Source organism: Myroides sp. N17-2 (genome assembly GCF_002286775.1).
Classification (GTDB): Bacteria; Bacteroidota; Bacteroidia; order Flavobacteriales; family Flavobacteriaceae; genus Flavobacterium.
Window position 1 is genome coordinate 104384 of the sequence record NZ_NSGJ01000012.1, and the last position, 19114, is coordinate 123497.

Below are 19114 nucleotides of genomic sequence, written 5' to 3' on the forward strand. Positions count from 1 at the left end.
ATCATACATCTCAAAACAAGTATTGAATACATAGAATCATCTATTAAAATTCTACATCCTTTTTTTACCTTTCTTCTTCATAAATAGTAAAAAAAGTACTTTTCAGTCAATCCAAAGTAACACTTTTTTTGACACCCCCCCTCTACAGGTTATCTGAGACATCCATTTATTAAATTTATGTACATTTTTTTAAAAGCCTATTTAACCTAAACAACTACAAAACAACACATTAACAATTATCTTCCAAATTACATAAATACCCTAAACACCCTTTACCCCTAGTAAATTCAAGCCTTACTGTGAAATCCTAGGACATTTATAGGACAATGCTAGGACAATACAAGGGCTGAGAAATTTTTGCCCGTCTATAGTCTTATCGTTCATCTTGAATTTTCCTTTAATGGGTTGTTGGATCTAATATTGAGATAAACTACAATTGCATAGATTTTGGATATTAATTAATGCTATAAGCATAATCATTTTTAACTCGTGCCTTCACGAGGTTAGGCGGTTTATAAAATATTCTAACACGTACTTTTATTAATTTGAAGTTGATCAACTATCGAAAACAAAAAAAAAGTAGCACAACTAAGTACTACGTCTATATTCTATTTTTTTTGAAGTAGATATTTCTCTACCTCAGCCTTTAAGCTTTATAATATTTCTTTTGCCAATAGAGGCTTAACTTCACTAATCCGATTAAAACAGGGACTTCCACTAAAGGGCCGATTACCCCCACAAAAGCTTGTGGTGAGTGAATCCCAAATACTGCGATGGCAATGGCAATCGCTAATTCAAAGTTATTTCCCGAAGCAGTAAAAGCGATAGCAGCATTGTGATCATAAGGTAGTTTCATACGATAGTTCATCCAAAAACTTACTGCAAACATCAAGACAAAATAGATAACTAAGGGAATACCTACCTTTACTACTTCCATCGGAAGCTCTACTACTTGCTGTCCCTTAAACGAGAACATTAGCAGAATAGTGAATAGTAAGGCATATAGTGTAAACGGCGATATACGAGGAATAAACTTTTGATTATACCACTGCTCTCCTTTGTATTTCACCAAGTATTTTCGGCTTAAAAATCCTGCCAAAAACGGCACTCCTAAATAGATTAACACACTTTGTACTACTGCTATGATGTCTATATTAATAGCATAGTTCGCTATACCTAATTTGGCAGGTAAGACATTGATAAACAACCAAACATACACACTGTAAAACAATACTTGAAATACACTATTTAAGGCTACTAACATAGCTGCATACTCTTTATTTCCCTTTGCCAAATCATTCCAAACCAAGACCATCGCTATACATCTTGCCAATCCGATTAGGATAACACCGATCATATAATCAGGCTGATCGCGCAAAAATAAGATAGCTAATATGAACATTAAGACAGGCCCTATTACCCAATTCAAGACTAAAGAGGAAGTCAATGCCTTCTTGTCTTTAAACGCTTTAGGCAACAGACTGTAATCAACCTTTGCCAATGGAGGATACATCATCACGATTAACCCTATCGCCAATGGGATATTGGTACTTCCTATCGTGACAGAGGCCATAACATCTTGTATAGCTGGATAAAAGTACCCTACTCCCACACCTATAATCATCGTTATAAATATCCAAAGGGTCAGATAGCGATCTAAGAATTTCATTCGCTTATTTCTCATCAGAGCAACAACCGCTATTAGGAGTACAACAAGACGTTTCACTAAGCGAAGACAACGCAACTTTAGTTTTAGACACTGGTATACCACATGCATCTTCTGCTAAACAAACTGTAAGTGTATTAGTCAATATAAATGCGTTATTCGCCGTATCTAATGCCAAGTTATACTTGCCGATAGTTGACTGTTGATATTCTACTTCTACCTCAGCATCTTGGATAGTTAATAATCTCTCAGACAACTCTATTATATGCAGTAATTTCTCTGCTTTAAGTTGGTGATCATAATCTTCTGCTATCCACAGTTGGAAACTTACTTTCTGCTCTTTGCGGATAGTACCTCCACAGTCGATAAAGTTCTTGTCGACCTGTCCGACTTCCGTAATGTGAAAGTGTGCGGGAACTGTACTTCCATCTTCTAACTGAAACACTACGTTTTGCATTGTTGTTAATGCCTGTTTTACCTCTGATAATTTCATATTTTTCTATTTTTACTATTACTTAACGAATCGTAATATTACGATACGTTTATTTAAAAAAATGCCCTAACAGCATTCGTTCTTTTGAATTGATTGTGCGAAGAATAAACCAAACTCTTGTGCAAACTCATTCCACACCACCTCATCAATACAGTAACATACTGACTTGCCCTCTATACTTCCCTTAATGATGCCACTGTTCTTTAGCTCTTTTAGATGTTGAGAGATAGTCGCCTGCGCAAGACCTAACTCCTCTACTAAATCATTACAGATACACGCCTTTTGGTTAATGATATACTGTAATATCGCCAAACGCGCCGGATGCGCTAACACCTTAAACATATTGGCTAAGCGATTCTTTTTCTCACTAAATAACTCTGCTTTCGTAACTCCCATAGTCTCCTTATTTAATACATCGCAATATTACGATGTATTATTTAGATAGCAAAGAAAATAAGGGATAAATCTGTCATTTAACATTACTACTATAAATGACAACTCATCCTCTTTAACTTTTCAAAATATACTCAGATAACATTGAGAATTACTTACAATATTTTCCACTCTTCTAAATAAATACAAAATTTTAATTACCTTTGTACAAAGCAATCTATCTTATTATTAGATAATTAGTAAATCACTATGAAAGCAACTAAGACAAATATAAAAACCAATAAACTATCCGATAAAGGTATAGTAAAGGTGGATATTGCTTTAGTTAGTCACACGTTTAAAGTATTAACTGAAGCTGAAGTCAATCAGAATAGAAGCAGTAAATATCAGTTCATTACATTCTAATGAATTACTATAGTTTTTCATTCATACATCGCACTTATGATTATGACGAAAAACTATATTACCTCCTTTTTAAATTTAAAAGCACGATATTGAATCAAGTGTATTTAGTGAGTTTGTATGAATATCCTAACAATATTTATATCGCTAAATTCTATTTAAAATCAGAACGCTTTTCACCTAATAAATATACAAATACAACATTCGGAAAACACAGTCATTTAAACATCTCCTCAAGTGACTATGTCAAGAATTTCTTTCTTGTAATGAATACAATCTTACAAATTGCTATCCGTATTAGTGAAGATAATAAGGCTGCCTCATTTGGTTTTTTAGGAGCACATAAAGACGATGAAAGAGATAAGATGAATCCTGACAATACCTTCAGCAACACAAAGAGATACTTAGTCTACAAAAAGTATATTTCAAGGTATTTTAACCCATTACACTTTGAACATATCGATAGTGAGACAGCAAGTATTTATCTTGTGATTAATCGAAAAAACACTTTAGTCACAAAGGAAATTATAGTAGATTACATCACTAATACAATCATTCCAACACTATAAAAAAAAGAGTCGCCATATATATGACGACTCTTCCCAACATTTAAAATACTTACTACTAATATGCTTGATCTATATCAGTAACTCTGATTAGTTTCTCATTAATAAACTCGTGGATACCGTACTTCGCTTGTTCACGACCGTACCCTGACTTCTTCGCTCCACCGAATGGAAGCTCAGGAGAGATACCCGTTACGTGGTTAATGTACACCATACCTGTCACTATCTGACGAGCAACTTTGATACCGCGTTCTTTGTTTTCTGTGAATACACTTCCTCCTAATCCGTATTCTGTATCATTAGCTAATGCGATAGCCTCTGCTTCGTTCTCTACTTCATAAATCATAAATACAGGTCCGAATATCTCTTCGCTATACGCATCCATTCCTTTTTTGATACCTGTTAGGATAGTTGGTTCCATAAACCATCCGTCTCTGTCAAGTTTATGCCCACCGTACACCAATTTAGCTCCTTGTTCTACAGCTCTATTCACTTGCTTAAGTACATCTTCTCTAGCTTTCTCACTGCTTAATGGCGCAACTTGCGTATCGTCTAACATAGGATCACCTACTTTAGCATTCTTAACTTGCTCTGTTACTCCTTCGATAAATGCTTTTGCTAATTTCTTATCTACGATAAGGCGTTTAGGAGATACACATACTTGACCTGCATTCCATAATCTACCTTCTACAGCACCTTTAATTGCTTTATTAACATCTGCATCATCTAATACTACAAATGCATCACTACCTCCTAATTCAAGTGTTGTTTTCTTAATGTGTTTACCAGCTGCGGCAGCTACGCTTGATCCAGCAGGCTCACTACCTGTGAAAGCAACAGCTTTTACTCTTGGGTCACCAATAATCGCTTCGACAGATGCTCCTGGTACGAATAGATTAGTATACACACCATCAGGTAATCCACACTCTTTAAAGATGACTTCCATAATCTCTGCACATTGAGGGATATTAGAAGCGTGCTTTAACACCATTGTATTCCCTGCCATTAAGTTAGGTGCAGCAGAACGAGTGATTTGGTAGAACGGGAAGTTCCAAGGCTGAACACTTAAGATAGTTCCTATAGGTTCTTTGCTAATAAAAGCTTCTCCGTGGGGAGTCTTGATCTTCTCATCAGCTAAGAATGTCTCTGCATTATCAGCATAGAAGTCAAAGATATCAGCACATAGAAGTACCTCTCCTATTCCCTCTTTTAGTAATTTACCCATCTCTAACGTGATAAGCGAACCTAGTTCTACTTTGCGTTCTCTAAACGTATTTGCTACTTTATGGATGATAGCAGCTCGTTCTTTGATTGTAGTTTTTCCCCAAGTTTTAAAACTCTTATCTGCTTTTGCAAGAATCTTGTCTATTTCTTCAGCAGACATTACTGGATATACTTTTACTTCTTTCCCTGTTGTAGGGCTGATTGTTTTAATACTTGATTTTATTTGATTACTCATAATTTATTATTTTTTAGTTCTGTCTAATATACTAAATTAAAAATCAGTAAGTTATAAACTTATCTTAAAACTAATAGTCATAACCGAATAAAGCAAAAAGTTCTATAAATAACACAATTCAAACATTTTCATATAATTCTCTCTTAATACTATCGTATCTAGTAAATACACCATTTTAGGTGTGCAACAGTGTTGCAAAGAAATAGATATAAACCAAATACATTTTAACATTAAACGCATTTGCGCTATATTTGTCCTAATGAAACAGTTCAACAACATATTAAACATACTTCTTTCGCTAGTCTTTATAGCGATAAGTTTCTATCCTTGTGCGGATAGCTATGTTGGTATGCCTGTTTCTCAGCATACAGAATCTATTCACCTAACATCACTTACACAGGCAGATACTAATATTGATCATTTAGATGTATGTTCTCCTTTGTGTAGTTGTTCTTGTTGTGCAGTATCTCTTACTGTAGCAGATGTTATTGATGTCATAGACGTTATATCTACTAAAGATATTCACAAAACACCTCAGCCTTATAAGGACTCTATCATTAAGATGGAATACCCTATATGGCAGCCTCCTAAGCTGGTAGCTTAATCTTACTATATATCTGTTTTGTTTTTTGTCTTCTAATAGAGGACAGATAAGCATACCTATATATTACTTGCCGTTTTGAGGTCTCTACAAACCATTTATCAAAACAGATCAATAAACAATTTCTAAATACTAATACTACTATGTTAGATAAGATCATACATTTTAGTATCCGCAATAAGTTTATCATTGGACTATTTGTTCTAGGGTTAATCACTCTTGGGACATATTCTTTGATGAATTTACCAATGGATACACAGCCTGATATAACCAATAATCAAGTACAAATTATCACTTCATCGCCTACACTAGCGACACAAGAAGTAGAACAATTCATCACCTACCCCATAGAACAAGCGGTAAAACCTATTCCGAATATTACAGAGCTACGCTCGATTAGTAGATTTGGGCTTAGTGTTATCACAGTTGTATTCACAGAGAACACTGATATATACTGGGCTCGTGCTCAGATATCAGAGAAGCTTAAAGTAGCAGAAGAAGTCATCCCTAAAGGTGTAGGTACACCCGAGCTAGCTCCTGTAAGTACAGGACTAGGAGAGATCTATCAGTATGTAGTATATCCTAAAGAAGGATATGAAGATAAATACAACAGTATGGATCTGCGTACAATACAAGATTGGATTATCAAGCCACAGTTAGTTGGCGTTAAAGGAGTGGCAGAAGTAAACACTTTAGGTGGACAACTTAAACAATATGAGATAGCGGTCAAACCTGATTTACTAAACAGTATGAATACCTCTATCCTAGAGATATTCTCAGCGCTAGAAGCAAATAACGAAAATACAGGAGGTGCTTATATTGATAAGAAACCTTATGCTTACTTCATCCGAAGTGTAGGTATGGTCAAAAGCATCGAAGATATAGAACGCATCGTCGTGAAGACTAATAATGGTACTCCTGTACTTATACGCGATGTGGCAGAGGTACGTATCGGTAGTAGTATCCGCTATGGCGCTGTAACCAAAGATGGAAAGGGAGAAGATGTCAGCGGAATGGTGATGATGCTTAAAGATGCCAATACACAAGAAGTAGTAAAAGCAGTAAAAGAGCGTATGACTCAGATAGAGAAGTCCCTACCTGAAGGAGTGTCTATAGAGCCATTTATTGATAGAACTAAACTAATCGATAAAACGGTTAGCACCATACAGACTAACCTTATAGAGGGAGCCTTAATCGTAGTATTCGTTTTAGTACTTTTATTAGGTAACTGGAGAGCAGGGCTTATCGTAGCCTCAGTGATCCCACTTGCCCTATTATTTGCTATCTCGATGATGAAGTTATTTGGCGTTAGTGGTAACCTAATGAGTTTAGGAGCTATTGACTTTGGATTGATAGTCGATGGGGCTGTTATTATCGTAGAGGCCATCGTCCATCGTCTCCATATAGGCAAGAATAGAACGTTGACCCAAGAGGAAATGAATAATGAGGTATATGGGGCTTCTTCTAAGATCAGAACAAGTGCCTCTTTTGGAGAGATTATCATCCTTATCGTGTACTTGCCTATCCTCGCGTTGACAGGGATAGAAGGTAAGATGTTTGGCCCGATGGCGATGACTGTATCATTCGCTATCCTAGGAGCATTTATCCTTTCATTAACCTATGTACCGATGGCTTCTGCCCTATTCTTATCTAAGAAAGCAGGTAAAGAGAAACCTAACTTTAGTGATAAGATTATAGACAAATTATATAGCTGGTATAAGCCCTTATTAGAAGGAGCGTTTAAAGCGAAGAGAGTTGTATTGGCTATTGCTTTTGGGTTATTTGCCTTTGCTTTATTTGTCTTTGGACGTATGGGTGGAGAGTTTATCCCTACCCTAGATGAAGGAGACTTAGCGACTCACGTGATTATCTCTTCTGGTAGTTCACTATCACAAGAAATAGAGACAACTACTAAAGCCGAAAAGATATTAAAAGACCGCTTCCCTGAGGTGAAGATGGTTATCTCAAAGATAGGTAGTGCTGAGATACCGACAGATCCTATGCCTATGGAAGCTGCGGATATGATCGTTATCTTAAAAGAAAAAGAGGAATGGACATCTGCTAAGACTAAAGAAGAGTTAATCCAATTAATGGAAGAAGCTTTGGAAGAAATACCTGGCGTAAGTACAGAATTCTCTCAACCTATCCAAATGCGTTTTAACGAGTTAATGACAGGGGTCAGAAGTGATGTGGCTATTAAAGTATTCGGAGATGACTTAGATCGCTTAGCGAGTCTAGGTGTTGAGATCAATAGCCTAATTGCTAATGTGCCTGGTGTAGCGAGTACTAAACTAGAACGCGTAACAGGATTACCTCAGATATCGATTAAATATGATCAAGATAAACTAGCCTTATATGGATTAAAGATATCAGAGATCAGCCAAGTCGTTAGAGCAGGTTTTGCAGGAGAAACGGCAGGTGTAGTTTATGAAGGAGAGAAGAGATTTGACTTAGTAGTACGCCTAAACCAAGACTCTAGACAAGATATAGATAACCTTAGAAATATGTTTATCCCATTAGCCAATGGGCAACAAATACCACTAGGGCAAATCGCTAATATAGATTATGAAGATGGTCCTCAACAGATCAGTAGAGAAGATGGTAAAAGACGTATAGTACTTGGATTTAATGTTAGAGAAAGAGATGTAAAAAGTGTAGTTGGAGACATTCAGACTATACTAGATCAGAAACTAGATATGCCTGATGGATATTTTATCACGTATGGTGGTCAATTCGAAAACTTAGTAGAAGCGACTAACAGACTTATGGTAGCAGTACCGGTAGCCTTGATGTTAATATTCGTCTTATTATATTTCACTTTTAAATCAGTAAAACAGTCGCTAATGATCTTTACTGCGATACCACTATCTGCTATCGGTGGTGTAGCTGCCTTATGGATGAGAGATATGCCATTTAGTATCTCTGCAGGGGTAGGATTTATAGCATTATTCGGTGTAGCTGTACTAAATGGTATCGTACTAATAGGACAGTTTAATCAACTAAAAACGGAAGGTATGGATTTATACGAAAGAATTATAGAGGGAACTAAGATACGTCTACGCCCTGTATTACTGACCGCTATGGTGGCTTCCTTAGGATTCTTACCAATGGCACTGAGTACAAGTGCAGGTGCTGAAGTACAAAAACCGTTAGCAACTGTAGTAATCGGTGGATTAATGTCTGCTACGCTACTTACTTTAATCGTCTTACCTATTATCTATTACTATGAAGAAAGAGGTTTAAGATTAGGAAAGAAGAACAAGACAATCATTGCTTCTACGCTATTATTGCTAATCGGACTAGGTGTACAAGCGCAAGAAGTAAGAAGATTGACATTGGCAGATGCTTTACAATTAAGCGTTGACAACAATAAAGGAATCAAGGCTGCTGAGTTAAATACAAGAGCTCAAAAGCAAATGACCAATACAAGCTTTGACTTGGCCAAAACAGATATTTCAACAGGCTTTGGTTACTTAGATACAAAAGAGAAAAAAGATATCACATTATCTATCTCACAGTCTTTCTCTCCGTTTACTTACGGGAAGAAAAAACAAGTGCTAAATAAGGCATACGAAACAGCTGTTTTACAACAAGAAGGAACAGTGATTATCACAGAGTATGCTGTCAAACAAGCTTGGGAAAGCTTATTATATGCACTATCGAAAGAGGTGTTATTAAACGAGCAAGCTGATTTATTAAAGGACTTCTCTAGATCTGCCAAGTTGCGTTATCAGACAGGAGAAACGACGTTAATGGAAAGCAATGTGGCTTCTGCTAAAGAACAAGAGCTAAGAGTGATGATTACTCAGAATAAAACAATCATCAACAACGAAACATCTAAGCTAAAAGCATTGCTGAATTTAGAAGAAGACTTTATCCCTACTAGCCCTGCGATAGCTTATGACAAGCACGATGCGGAGAAAGCGTTTGACCTAAACTTAAACAATACGATCCAATTAGCAGAGAAAGAAATAGAAACAATAGAGGCAAACAGAAAGCTAGAACAATCTAACTTATTACCTGATTTCTCTTTGGGGTATAATATAAAATCTGACTCAGGTACCTATACAGGAAGTAATGGCTTACCTACTACTTATGGCAAGGACTTACGCGTACCTAGCTATACAGTGGGTATCTCAATACCTATCTTCTTTGGAAGTCAAAGTTCAAAGATTAAAGCGATGAAATATGAGGTAGAACAAGCTACTGTACAAAAAGAGTATTTACACAAACAATTAACGGAAAGTGTACAACAGCAATTTGACATTATTAAAGCGCAAGAGAAAGTAATCGATTACTATCAAGAGAATGCGTTAAAGAATGCCGCTCTTATCAAGGATCACGCAAAGAAATCATATAATAATGGGGATATCTCTTATGTAGAATATATTCAATCTGTAGAAACAGCACTAACTATTCAAATGAACTACTTAGATGCTATCCTACAGTACAATTTAAGTCATAATACCCTACATTATTTAGTAAACCAATAATATCAGAGAAATGAAAAAGTCAATTATATTTATCTCAATAGCGACAAGTATCTTATTGTTTAGTTGTAAGAATGCTGAGGAAGATCATTCTGGTCACGATCACGAGAACGAAAAAACAGAGAGTACTACTAAGAATGAAGGCAAAGAAGAGTCTGGAGTAAAAGAAGTAGAACTTAATCAAGCTCAATACACTGCTTCTAAAATACAATTAGGACAAATAGCTCAAAAGAATCTAAGCGATGTCATCCGCATTAACGGTAACACAGAATTACCTGCTCAGAGTCAAGCAGATGTATCTTCATTCTTAAGCGGTACAATCACGAACATCAATGTGAACTTAGGTGATTATGTAAAGAAAGGACAAACTCTAGCAATGATAGATAGCCCTGAATACATTCAGCTACAAGAGGAATATACCATCTCTAAAAACACTTTAGAGTACCTAGAGCTTGAGTTTAAACGCCAACAGACCTTAAGAGCCGAAAACGTAAACTCTGAAAAGACGTTCCAAAAGACGAAGTCTGAGCTAAACATAGAACGCGCAAGATATCAGTCTCTAAGCAATAGATTAAGCCTAGTCACAAGTTCTAAAGGAGCTAAGTCACTGAGAATAGTATCTCCTATCACTGGTAATATCGCTACCATCCCTGTGAAGATAGGAACTAACATTATGGCAGGGCAATCACTATTCACGATAGTAGATAACTCTCAGATACACTTAGATTTAATGGTCTATGAGAAAGATTTGCCTTATATAAAAGTAGGTCAGAAGGTCTCTTTTAACTTTACGAATATTAATAAATCAGAGGTAACAGCTACGATCTTTAGCATCGGTAAATCTTTTGAACCTGGTACGAAGACAGTCATTGCTCACGCTAATATAGAGAATGTGCCTGAGACATTAATACCTGGTCTTTATGTAAATGCGTTAGTTCACGTAGGCGAAAAAACAGTAGATGCATTACCTAATGAAGCTGTCGTTAAAGCTGATGGACGTGAGTTTATCTTTGTACTAGAAGATGCGCACGAAGAAGAAGGTGGTACATCATACCACTTCCAAAGAATAGAAGTAAAAACAGGTGTATCTGAACTAGGATATTCTCAAGTATCTGTACTACAAGAAATGCCAAAAGGCGCACAAGTAGTTTTATCAGGTGCATACTACATACAAAGTCATTTAATCAAAAGTGAAGGTGGCGGAGGTCACGATCACTAGACTAAACCCAGAATCAGCATTAGCCAAATACTACAAAGCAATTCTACTTCATAGTTCTTTCATTAGCTCTTTAACCATACTATAGTATGCTGAAATCACTAATTCAGACCTATCTTGTATAATTGCTTTTCGTTTATCTGTCTATCGCTGATTCTGGGATAAAAAATACATTATAAACTTCATTATAACCAAAAAGGCTATCGTACTGATAGCCTTTTTGGTTTATATACATAGTATTAATATTTATCACCTAGTATTAGTCTTTACTCTCTTCTCTTATTGAGGGTTGCGTGAGGTATCTGTGAGGTGTTGTTGCTAAAAATGGCCTTCTGAGCTAGAATACCTCTAGCATTCGGCTACTATTAGGCAATATACCGCAAGACAGAACACTTCTCTTCTATTGTTCTAAAACTTAATCGCTTTAATCATTCTGTCGTTTGCTAACATATCTTTTCTCAACTGAACATCTGTAAATGACAGAGATTCAAATAATGCTTTCGTTTCTTCTCCTAAATATTGATTTATCTCATAGAATAACATCCCTCCTGCTTTTAGGTTGTCATTAGCTAACTGTGCTATCTTTCTATAAAAGATTAAAGGATCATTATCTTCAACAAACAAAGCTAAGTGTGGCTCATAGTCAAGTACATTCTTCTTAATTTCCACTTTCTCAAGATTGCGCACATAAGGAGGATTTGAGACGATAATATCATACTCTCCTTTTAACTTATCAAGAGCTAACACATCTTGTAGTACTGCATCTACTGATACTCCATTCTTAACAGCATTATTCTTAGCAGTCTCTAATGCCACCTCAGATACATCCATTAAAGTCACTCGTGCTAGTGGTAGTTCATTTGCTAATGTAATTCCTATACACCCACTACCTGTACCTATATCTAATATTCTCACAGGTTTAGATTGGTCCACACTATTAATAATCCATTCGACTAATTCTTCCGTTTCAGAACGAGGAATCAAAGTATGTTCATTCACAGTAAAAGTAAGTCCGTAGAAATAGGCATTCCCGAAGATATACTGTATCGGTTTCTCCTTTGCTAATTCATCTAACACAGACTCCCAAACAACAGTCTTATCCGTCACTAGGTTAGGGTTCATCATTATATCTATCCTCGTCTTCCCCTCTATTTCTTCAAGAGCAATTAAGAAAAGTTGCTCTGCCTCCATACTGTCGTATATAGGAGAAAGGATATCTTTAAAACAAGTTTGGTAATACTTTAACTGCATAGTTATTCTATAAAAACAAATGATTTAGCTTAATTTTGTTCAAAGATACATATTATCAATTTTGGAAAGACACGAATTATATATTTCTCGCTGTATTCAGTTAGCATTACAAAGAACTTATGCCGCAATGCCTAATCCCTCTGTAGGTGCTGTCATCGTTCACAACGACAAGATTATCGGCGAAGGGTTTACCTCTCCTTATGGAGGAGCACACGCAGAACCCAATGCTATAGCATCCGTTACGAATCAAGAATTACTAAAAGAGAGTACTCTTTACGTAAGTTTAGAACCGTGTAGTCACTTCGGGAAGACACCTCCATGCTGTGAGTTAGTTATCGAAAAGAAGATCCCTCGAGTAGTCATAGGTACTGTCGACCCATTCGCTAAAGTATGTGGACGTGGTATTCAGAAGATGCAAGATGCAGGTATAGAAGTAATCGTAGGAGTATTAGAAAAAGAGTGTCAGGATAGCAATAAGCGCTTCTTTACTTTTCACAATAAAAAACGCCCTTATGTAATCCTAAAATGGGCAGAATCAGCTGATCACTTTATCGCTCCGCTAACTAGAGAGACTAATAGACCATTCTGGATATCTAATAGCTACTCTAAGCAACTAGTCCACAAATGGAGAAGTGAAGAGATGGCTTTCTTAGTAGGTACGCAGACGGTCCTTAGTGATAATCCTTCTCTTACTACTAGAGACTGGTATGGCAAGGATCCTATACGCATCTATCTAGACCGCACCGGCAAGATAGATAACAGCTTTAATATCACAGATCACAGTGTCAAGACAATCTGTATAACAGCTAATCCTGCTTTACAGTCATCAGATAACTTAATCTATGAGTATGCTGACTTTAATGATAAGTTAGCAAATCAAGTACTTGATATACTCTATAAACACAATATTATGTCTGTGGTGATAGAGGGTGGTACACAAACGCTACAAAGTTTTATAAATACAGAGCTGTGGGATGAGGCAAGAATATTCACAGCAGATACGATAATCGGTAAGGGCATTCCTGCTCCTGTATTAGCAGAATTTGACAAAGTAGAAAAACATCGTATTTTAGACAACGAATTAAGAATAGTATATCCTATATAATGGCAGAACCAATAGATTCATATAAAACAATAAGCCAACCAACAGAAGAAGTATTATATAAAGAGAAGAACAGTAAGTTCTTTGGCTATGCATTCCCTATACAGCATGAAGATGAAGTAAAGGAAATCATAGATGGTATCAAGAAAGTGCACTATAATGCTCGCCATTGGTGTTATGCTTTTCAGATAGGTACTGAGCAAGTATACTATCGTGCTAATGATGATGGCGAACCTAGTAACACTGCTGGGGCGCCTATCTATGGGCAGATCCAATCATTTGATGTTACAAATATACTTATAGTAGTTGTTCGTTATTTTGGGGGAGTTAAGCTAGGTGTAGGTGGTCTGATTACTGCCTATAGAGCGGCTGCTCAGATGGCAATGGAAGAAGCTGATATCATCGAAAAGACTATTGATAAGAATTTTAAAGTTCGCTTTGAGTACAAGGATATGAACAATGTTATGCGTGTCATAAAAGAAAAAGATCTTAAAATATTAAATCAAATGATGGAGATGAGTTGTGAGATAGAATTATCTATTCGAAAAAGTGAATATGATCAAGCACTAGAAGCATTCGTCCCTTTCTATGAGGTTAAAGTCATAGAGGCTACAGATGAAGGATATGAATAGCCTTATCCAATAAACAGATTCCAAAAGGATTAGCATTCATATAAACTAATTTGAGTATTTGTAGATTCAGTGCTAAAAAAACACCCTTGAGTTAAATATTTTCACATTCTAGCATTCCACTTCGTTATATTTGACAAAAATATACAGCTATGCGTTGGAAAATAATTGCAACTATCTTTGCGATCTTTACGGTTATACTCTTGTATTTCTTCTTTTTAGGAAGCCAAGATTTTGACACAACTAATATCAAGCAAAAAGAGATTACAATTACTTCGCAAGGTGATGAGCTATCTGCTACAATATTCTTACCAAAGAAAGCAGTTCTTAAAAACACACCTATCGCTATATTCATCCACGGAGACGGCCCACAAAACAGAACTTCGAACTCTGGGTACCTCCCTTTAATACATCACTTATTAAGTCAAGGAATAGCTGTGCTCACGTGGGATAAAAAAGGGATAGAGAACAGTAAAGGCAATTGGTTGAATCAATCTATCACAGACAGAGCTATAGAAGCAAAAGATGCGTTTAACTATTTAGTCGATAAAGAAGGGATATCTCCTAAACTTATAGGTTACCTAGGTTTCTCTCAAGGAGGATGGGTTATTCCTAAAGCAGCTATTCTTACTAAACCTGCCTTCTCAGTCATCATCGGAGGTGCAGTAAACTGGATGGATCAAGGTGCTTTCTATACTAGTCAGCGATTAGCATCAGAAGGTTATTCTAAAGAACTTATTAAACACAAAGTAGATTCCATTCGTCAAGCAGATTATACGCTATTCTCAAATTACAACGACAGTATTATCAATACATCAGGAATAGATAAGGACAGATTCTTATTCATCGCAAGAAACTTTAAAGCCGACTCTTCTGAAGACTTAAAAACAATGAGGGGTCCATTATTAGCTTTATGGGGAGAAAAAGACTTAAATGTACCTGCTGATATAAATGCCGAACTCTATAAAGAATATACTGCACACAGAAAAGATCCAATATCTATAATCCAAGTTTACCCAAAAAGTACACATGGCCTACTAAAATCAAGTTTATTTAATTATCAACTAGAGTCACAATGGCCTGAATGGAAGAAATGGTTATTTATCTTTCAAGGAAGAAAAGCGTATAATAAAGATGCTCTATTTCAGATATCAGCATTTATACTAAACAGCAAGAAAGTATCTTAACCTGTCTCAAGATAGATAAACTTAAAAAAGGACAAAGAGTATAATATCTCTTTGTCCTTTTTTATATAGTATTTACATTATTCCAATCCTATAAAACCAAGAAAATCAGTATATTCTTGTGCTAAATAAAGTTGAAACCCTTCTGTTCTTTCTACTTTCACTTTTTCAAAACTAGGTTGAGCTACAAGGTAGTATAAGAAAGCATCTATCCTATCTGCAGGAACTTTCATATCTTCTAACAGCTCTTCTCTAGAATAATCTTCGTAAAACTTCTGTACTTTCATATCAAGTTTCTCATAAACAATCTCTTGTTTATCCTTTTTCTTTTGTCCCGAAATCATATTCACTAAAGCATCAATACTAATCCCCATTCCATAATTAGAAGTAGAAGAGAATACTGTATTATTCTTTTTATATTTTCTTTCAGCAGGAGTCATTCCCTTATTAGGAACTCCTTCAAAGAAATCATCTCCAAAGTCCTTGCGAACGATTACAATTTCTTCTAAAGCCTGACCTTTCTTAGTCATTTCCACATTGAATCTACTAGCCTTTAAATCCTCTGCCCCTATTACATAATTTACAGAAGCAAGTTTCTTATCAGAAAAATGTATTGTATCTCCTATCGCTGCATCTACCATAAAATAACCACGGTTATCAGCTTTAGTAAGTTCTCCACTTCTTTTGTTTTTAATAGTAACAGGAGCTATTTTACCATCGTATAAACGTACACGTCCATCAAGTAATTGAGGTTTCTGTGCAAACGCTTCAATAGAAAATAAAGTTCCTAGGCTCATCAGCCAATATGCTGCTTTCATAGATTTAATCTTTTTGTAAATATACTTAAATGTTTTAAGTAATCCCTTTGTTCTTGTTGTCTTTTTTACTTCCAATGAGAAAGTATTCTTTGCACATTCAAAAGAAATACCTAATGATAATTTATATTGATTCTATTTTTTCAACAACGTAATCGGGAGCGGCCATAGGTCTACCTGTTTCCATATTAACAAATACTAAAACAGAATTTCCTGTTGTTAATAAATCACCTTTTTCGTTATACAGTTCATAATCAAATTCTATCTTCACAGAAGTCATCTTTTTAAAGATAGTACGGATGGTTAATTCATCGTCATAGAAGGCTGATTTCTTATAATTCATAGTTAAAGAAACAACAGGTAACATCACACCTAGCTCTTCCATTTTTCTATAAGATATCCCTAAATTACGCAACCACTCAACTCTCCCAATTTCAAAGTATTGCGCGTAATTACCGTGGTATACAACCCCCATTTTATCTGTCTCTGCGTAACGTACGCGAACTTTGTAATCAAAATATTTCATATTCTCTTTAATAATATTTGTGAGTTATTTTTTTTATTATACTTAGCAAATTATTTTAAACTTTGCAATGACAAAAAGGTTTTTTTATCCCAAAAATTGTTCACATATTTGCCCTTGTAAATAGAGGTGCTTTTCTCCCCTTGAAAATCCCTCAAAAGTAGTAACTGTTTTTATAATTCTAACCTAAAATGCACGATAATACAATTAAGTCAGCAGAATCTGTATGGAATAATTGTCTTGATTTTATAAAGGATAACATCCAAGAACAAGCATTCAAGACATGGTTCATGCCCATTAAGGCTATTGAGCTTACAGAGAACGCGCTTTATATTCAGGTGCCAAGTAAGTTTTTTTACGAGTGGTTGGAAGAACACTATGTAAAAATCCTAAAAGTAGCCTTAACTAAACAGTTAGGCGCAGAAGCAAAGTTATTGTATAAGATCCAAATGGAAAATACCAATGGAACTAAACAACCTTATACAGAACAATTACCAAGTACACAAAGAGGTCCTGTAAAACCTCAAGAATTAGATGTACCTATCCAAAACAAGAATCCAGAATTAAAAAACCCTTTTATAATTCCTGGGATCAGAAACGTAAAAATCGAATCACAATTAAATTCTAATTATTCATTTGATAATTTCTTAGAAGGTGATTCAAATAGATTAGCGCGTTCTGCTGGTATGGCTGTAGCAAATAAACCAGGTGGAACTTCATTTAACCCACTTCTTATATTCGGAGGAGTTGGATTAGGGAAGACTCACTTAGCGCATGCTATCGGTGTTGAAATAAAAGATCTTTACCCAGAGAAAACTGTTTTATATATTTCTGCTGAAGTCTTTACTCAACAATATATCGATTCTGTACGTAAGAATACACGTAATGACTTTATCTACTTCTATCAATTAATAGATGTACTTATCGTCGATGATATTCAATTCTTATCTGGTAAACAAGGAACACAAGATGTATTTTTCCACATCTTTAACCACCTTCACCAGAATGGTAAACAAGTAATTCTTACTTCTGATAAAGCACCAGTAGATATTCAAGATATCGAACAACGTCTTTTATCTCGTTTTAAATGGGGATTATCTGCTGAGATATCTCACCCTGATTTTGAAACAAGAGTAAATATTGTAGAAGGAATTCTATTCCGTGATGGAGTTGAAATGCCTAAAGAAATAATCGAATATGTAGCTAAGAATGTTAACTCGAATATCAGAGAGTTAGAAGGTGCTATCATATCATTAATCGCTCAATCTTCATTTAATAAACGTGAAGTAACTATCGAATTAGCTAGACAAGTTGTAGAGAAATTCGTGAAGAGCGTGAAGAGAGAAATCTCTATCGATTATATTCAGAAGATCGTTTCTGACTATTTCCAAATGGATACAGAGACTCTACGTTCTAAAACTAGAAAGAGAAACATCGTACAAGCGAGACAATTAGCAATGTTCTTTGCGAAGAAATATACTAAGTCGTCTTTAGCAAGTATCGGTTCTCAAATAGGAGATCGTGATCACGCAACTGTATTACACGCTTGTAAGACTATTGATAACCTATTAGAAACTGACAAGGAATTTAAAAAATTCCACGATGATATAAATATTAAATTCAGTATGTAATGACAAAGGTATTGATGGTTTGTTTAGGCAATATTTGCCGTTCACCCTTAGCAGAAGGAATATTACAATCTAAGCTTTCTATTGAAAGTTTTTTTGTTGATTCAGCTGGTACAGGTGATTGGCACATAGGTAGCTTACCTGACAAACGCTCAATAGCTGTTGCCAAAAAATACAATATTGATTTAACAACTCAACGTGCTAGACAATTTAAAGTAAGTGACTTTAGTACTTTTGACCGCATCTATGTAATGGATAAATCTAATTATGATAATGTGGTAAAGCTTGCTCCTAATACAGAAGCGAGAAATAAAGTCAAACTTATCTTAAATGAAAGCACACCTGGTCAGAATGCAGAAGTACCAGACCCATACTTCGGTGGAGAAGACGGATTCGAACACGTTTATCACTTATTAGACGAAGTTTGTAATGTAATAGCCAAAGATTTAAAATCTTAGATATATAGTAAGCAAAAGGAAGAAAGTCATTTTCTTCCTTTTCTTTTTTGTACTACCTTAAATCTGCAGATAACGTTTAAAACGAGAATGAATTGTGCAAAACAGAGCAAGATTAGATTAAAGGGATCAATCTCAAAAGTTGTGTTTATGCATAAAGTTTAGTCAATCTGTATAAGAAGAAGTCAATATCTCTTACTCCTCTAAATTGAGCCCTGAATGCTTTAATTTTGGCATTAAA

Annotated in this window: 17 protein-coding genes and 1 pseudogene; 10 read left to right on the top strand and 8 right to left on the bottom strand. The window is 35.5% G+C overall.

Going from position 1 to position 19114, the window contains the following annotated elements; translation table 11 throughout:
- Nucleotides 1-646: 646 nt before the first annotated feature.
- The 3 genes from arsB to CF599_RS06995 form a co-directional block, all read right to left on the bottom strand.
- Nucleotides 647-1669, bottom strand: coding sequence for an ACR3 family arsenite efflux transporter (gene arsB, locus CF599_RS06985; RefSeq protein ID WP_121965342.1), 1023 nt, complete (start codon nt 1667-1669; stop codon nt 647-649).
- 4 nt (nt 1670-1673) lie between these two features.
- Entirely contained in the window at nt 1674-2159 is a 486-nt protein-coding gene (locus CF599_RS06990) for a DUF6428 family protein (protein ID WP_121965322.1), read from the bottom strand.
- A 66-nt stretch (nt 2160-2225) separates the two neighbouring features.
- Nucleotides 2226-2555, bottom strand: coding sequence for a helix-turn-helix transcriptional regulator (locus tag CF599_RS06995; RefSeq protein ID WP_121965323.1), 330 nt, complete (start codon nt 2553-2555; stop codon nt 2226-2228).
- A gap of 246 nt (nt 2556-2801) precedes the next feature.
- Here CF599_RS06995 and CF599_RS19490 point away from each other — a divergent pair, with 246 nt between their 5' ends.
- Complete coding sequence (locus CF599_RS19490; RefSeq protein ID WP_158221771.1) at nt 2802-2957, top strand: hypothetical protein; 156 nt, start codon at nt 2802-2804, stop codon at nt 2955-2957.
- Nucleotides 2958-3046: 89 nt separating this feature from the next.
- A complete protein-coding gene (locus CF599_RS07000) occupies nt 3047-3523 on the top strand; it encodes a hypothetical protein (protein WP_121965324.1) in 477 nt (158 codons plus the stop codon).
- 55 nt (nt 3524-3578) lie between these two features.
- Here CF599_RS07000 and CF599_RS07005 read toward each other — a convergent pair whose 3' ends face one another.
- Nucleotides 3579-4979: an NAD-dependent succinate-semialdehyde dehydrogenase gene (locus CF599_RS07005; RefSeq protein ID WP_121965325.1), complete on the bottom strand. Its 1401-nt coding sequence runs from the start codon at nt 4977-4979 to the stop codon at nt 3579-3581.
- Between the two features lie 259 nt (nt 4980-5238).
- Between CF599_RS07005 and CF599_RS07010 the strand changes: the two genes are divergently transcribed.
- The 3 genes from CF599_RS07010 (at nt 5239) to CF599_RS07020 (ending at nt 11289) form a co-directional block, all read left to right on the top strand.
- Nucleotides 5239-5583, top strand: coding sequence for a hypothetical protein (locus CF599_RS07010; RefSeq protein WP_121965326.1), 345 nt, complete (start codon nt 5239-5241; stop codon nt 5581-5583).
- Between the two features lie 140 nt (nt 5584-5723).
- Nucleotides 5724-10073: a CusA/CzcA family heavy metal efflux RND transporter gene (locus CF599_RS07015; protein ID WP_121965327.1), complete on the top strand. Its 4350-nt coding sequence runs from the start codon at nt 5724-5726 to the stop codon at nt 10071-10073.
- A gap of 10 nt (nt 10074-10083) precedes the next feature.
- Nucleotides 10084-11289, top strand: a complete 1206-nt coding sequence (locus CF599_RS07020; protein WP_121965328.1) for an efflux RND transporter periplasmic adaptor subunit — start codon at nt 10084-10086, stop codon at nt 11287-11289.
- A gap of 405 nt (nt 11290-11694) precedes the next feature.
- Here CF599_RS07020 and prmC read toward each other — a convergent pair whose 3' ends face one another.
- On the bottom strand, nt 11695-12537 hold the full coding sequence (prmC, locus tag CF599_RS07030) for a peptide chain release factor N(5)-glutamine methyltransferase (protein ID WP_121965329.1): 843 nt from the start codon (nt 12535-12537) through the stop codon (nt 11695-11697).
- A gap of 61 nt (nt 12538-12598) precedes the next feature.
- Between prmC and ribD the strand changes: the two genes are divergently transcribed.
- The 3 genes from ribD (at nt 12599) to CF599_RS07045 (ending at nt 15455) form a co-directional block, all read left to right on the top strand.
- Nucleotides 12599-13642 (top strand): bifunctional diaminohydroxyphosphoribosylaminopyrimidine deaminase/5-amino-6-(5-phosphoribosylamino)uracil reductase RibD, encoded by a 1044-nt coding sequence (gene ribD / locus CF599_RS07035; RefSeq protein ID WP_371514457.1) that lies wholly within the window; start codon nt 12599-12601, stop codon nt 13640-13642.
- Nucleotides 13642-14271 (top strand): YigZ family protein, encoded by a 630-nt coding sequence (locus CF599_RS07040; protein WP_121965331.1) that lies wholly within the window; start codon nt 13642-13644, stop codon nt 14269-14271. Before ribD ends, CF599_RS07040 begins: the two co-directional genes overlap by 1 nt.
- A gap of 149 nt (nt 14272-14420) precedes the next feature.
- The gene (locus tag CF599_RS07045; protein WP_121965332.1) at nt 14421-15455 is read left to right on the top strand and encodes a S9 family peptidase; all 1035 of its coding nucleotides are present in this window, start codon (nt 14421-14423) and stop codon (nt 15453-15455) included.
- A 77-nt stretch (nt 15456-15532) separates the two neighbouring features.
- Here the strand turns inward: CF599_RS07045 and CF599_RS07050 are convergent, their stop codons facing one another.
- Both CF599_RS07050 and CF599_RS07055 read right to left on the bottom strand, forming a co-directional pair.
- Nucleotides 15533-16270, bottom strand: coding sequence for a hypothetical protein (locus CF599_RS07050; RefSeq protein WP_121965343.1), 738 nt, complete (start codon nt 16268-16270; stop codon nt 15533-15535).
- 121 nt (nt 16271-16391) lie between these two features.
- On the bottom strand, nt 16392-16793 hold the full coding sequence (locus CF599_RS07055; RefSeq protein ID WP_121965333.1) for a thioesterase family protein: 402 nt from the start codon (nt 16791-16793) through the stop codon (nt 16392-16394).
- A 188-nt stretch (nt 16794-16981) separates the two neighbouring features.
- On the opposite strand from CF599_RS07055, the gene dnaA reads away from it, so the two are divergent.
- Both dnaA and CF599_RS07065 read left to right on the top strand, forming a co-directional pair.
- Entirely contained in the window at nt 16982-18421 is a 1440-nt protein-coding gene (gene dnaA, locus CF599_RS07060; RefSeq protein WP_121965334.1) for a chromosomal replication initiator protein DnaA, read from the top strand.
- The gene (locus CF599_RS07065; protein WP_121965335.1) at nt 18421-18876 is read left to right on the top strand and encodes a low molecular weight protein-tyrosine-phosphatase; all 456 of its coding nucleotides are present in this window, start codon (nt 18421-18423) and stop codon (nt 18874-18876) included. Before dnaA ends, CF599_RS07065 begins: the two co-directional genes overlap by 1 nt.
- A 145-nt stretch (nt 18877-19021) precedes the next feature.
- Here the strand turns inward: CF599_RS07065 and CF599_RS19800 are convergent.
- Nucleotides 19022-19114, bottom strand: a pseudogene (locus CF599_RS19800) (transposase); the annotation flags it as partial.

Coding starts and splice junctions, on each gene's coding strand:
- arsB (WP_121965342.1), bottom strand. CDS start 1,669: ATGAAATTCTTAGATCGCTATCTGACCCTTTGGATATTTATAACGATG.
- CF599_RS06990 (WP_121965322.1), bottom strand. CDS start 2,159: ATGAAATTATCAGAGGTAAAACAGGCATTAACAACAATGCAAAACGTA.
- CF599_RS06995 (WP_121965323.1), bottom strand. CDS start 2,555: ATGGGAGTTACGAAAGCAGAGTTATTTAGTGAGAAAAAGAATCGCTTA.
- CF599_RS19490 (WP_158221771.1), top strand. CDS start 2,802: ATGAAAGCAACTAAGACAAATATAAAAACCAATAAACTATCCGATAAA.
- CF599_RS07005 (WP_121965325.1), bottom strand. CDS start 4,979: ATGAGTAATCAAATAAAATCAAGTATTAAAACAATCAGCCCTACAACA.
- CF599_RS07010 (WP_121965326.1), top strand. CDS start 5,239: ATGAAACAGTTCAACAACATATTAAACATACTTCTTTCGCTAGTCTTT.
- CF599_RS07015 (WP_121965327.1), top strand. CDS start 5,724: ATGTTAGATAAGATCATACATTTTAGTATCCGCAATAAGTTTATCATT.
- CF599_RS07020 (WP_121965328.1), top strand. CDS start 10,084: ATGAAAAAGTCAATTATATTTATCTCAATAGCGACAAGTATCTTATTG.
- prmC (WP_121965329.1), bottom strand. CDS start 12,537: ATGCAGTTAAAGTATTACCAAACTTGTTTTAAAGATATCCTTTCTCCT.
- CF599_RS07040 (WP_121965331.1), top strand. CDS start 13,642: ATGGCAGAACCAATAGATTCATATAAAACAATAAGCCAACCAACAGAA.
- CF599_RS07045 (WP_121965332.1), top strand. CDS start 14,421: ATGCGTTGGAAAATAATTGCAACTATCTTTGCGATCTTTACGGTTATA.
- CF599_RS07050 (WP_121965343.1), bottom strand. CDS start 16,270: ATGAAAGCAGCATATTGGCTGATGAGCCTAGGAACTTTATTTTCTATT.
- CF599_RS07055 (WP_121965333.1), bottom strand. CDS start 16,793: ATGAAATATTTTGATTACAAAGTTCGCGTACGTTACGCAGAGACAGAT.
- dnaA (WP_121965334.1), top strand. CDS start 16,982: ATGCACGATAATACAATTAAGTCAGCAGAATCTGTATGGAATAATTGT.
- CF599_RS07065 (WP_121965335.1), top strand. CDS start 18,421: ATGACAAAGGTATTGATGGTTTGTTTAGGCAATATTTGCCGTTCACCC.